The organism is Burkholderia sp. Ac-20384 (genome assembly GCF_017104605.1).
GTDB lineage: Bacteria > Pseudomonadota > Gammaproteobacteria > Burkholderiales > Burkholderiaceae > Burkholderia > Burkholderia lata.
In genome coordinates, this window is the sequence record NZ_JAAGPE010000678.1 from 1 (window position 1) to 1112 (window position 1112).

Here is a 1112-nt window from a genome sequence, read left to right on the forward strand (position 1 = left end):
CCGGGTCACGACCCACCTGATCGGGGGGGCGTGGCACGACGGGTGCCGCGGTACGATTCATGACGGCGCACAACCGGTTCTTCGGGACCCGCGTCCCCTCGCCCCGGGCATGAACGGAGGCCCACGCCGCCGATTCGAAACCGTGCATGCGCAATGCACGCGTTTTGGCCGTTTTCCATGCCGAATCCTCAATCCGTCCCCCCGAGAAAGGAGCAGCCATGACTTCCGAACAGCCGCAGATGGACAGAACGCCGTCGCCCGATCCGGCCGAAAACAACGCGTACTTTCCGTCCCCGTATTCGCTGTCGCAGTACACGTCGTCGAAGACCGATTTCACCGGCGCGGATTACCCGAATCCGTACACGGGCGGCAAGTGGAAGGTGCTGATGATCGCGACCGACGAGCGCTACGTCCTGATGACGAACGGCAAGATGTTCTCGACCGGCAATCATCCGGTCGAAATGCTGCTGCCGATGCATCACATGGACCAGGCCGGCTTCGAGATCGATATCGCGACGCTGTCGGGCAACCCCGCGAAACTCGAACTCTGGGCGATGCCCGGCGACGACGAGGCGGTGCAGGGCACGTACCGGAAGTACCTGCCGAAGCTCAAGACGCCGCTGAAGCTGTCCGACGTGCTCGACGCCGACCTCGGCCCCGAATCGCCGTACATCGCCGTGTTCATTCCGGGCGGCCACGGCGTCCTCGCCGGCATTCCGTACAGCAAGGACGTGAAGCGCGCGCTGAACTGGGCGCTCGACTACGACCGGCACATCATCACGCTGTGCCACGGGCCCGCAAGCCTGTTGTCGGCTGCCGTGGACGAAGATCCGCAGAACTATCCGTTCAAGGGCTACGAGATGTGCGTGTTCCCGGATGCGCTCGACACCGGCCCGAATCTCGAGATCGGCTACATGCCGGGCCCGCTGCCGTGGCTCGTCGCGCAAAGCCTGGAAAAGCTCGGTGCGAAGGTACTCAACAAGGACATGACCGGCCGCTGCCATCAGGACCGCAAGCTGATCACCGGCGACAGCCCGCTCGCGTCGAACGGCATCGGCAAGCTCGCGGCCGCCGCGCTGCTGAAGGAAGTCGGCCACTGACGCGGGCCGCCC

Annotated in this window: 1 protein-coding gene; it reads left to right on the top strand. The window is 64.8% G+C overall.

Features of this window, described 5'->3' with window-relative positions; translation table 11 throughout:
• Window positions 1–218 precede the first annotated feature (218 nt).
• Window positions 219–1100 (top strand): glyoxalase III HchA, encoded by an 882-nt coding sequence (hchA, locus tag G3O00_RS42795; RefSeq protein ID WP_174929826.1) that lies wholly within the window; start codon window positions 219–221, stop codon window positions 1098–1100.
• Window positions 1101–1112 lie beyond the last annotated feature (12 nt).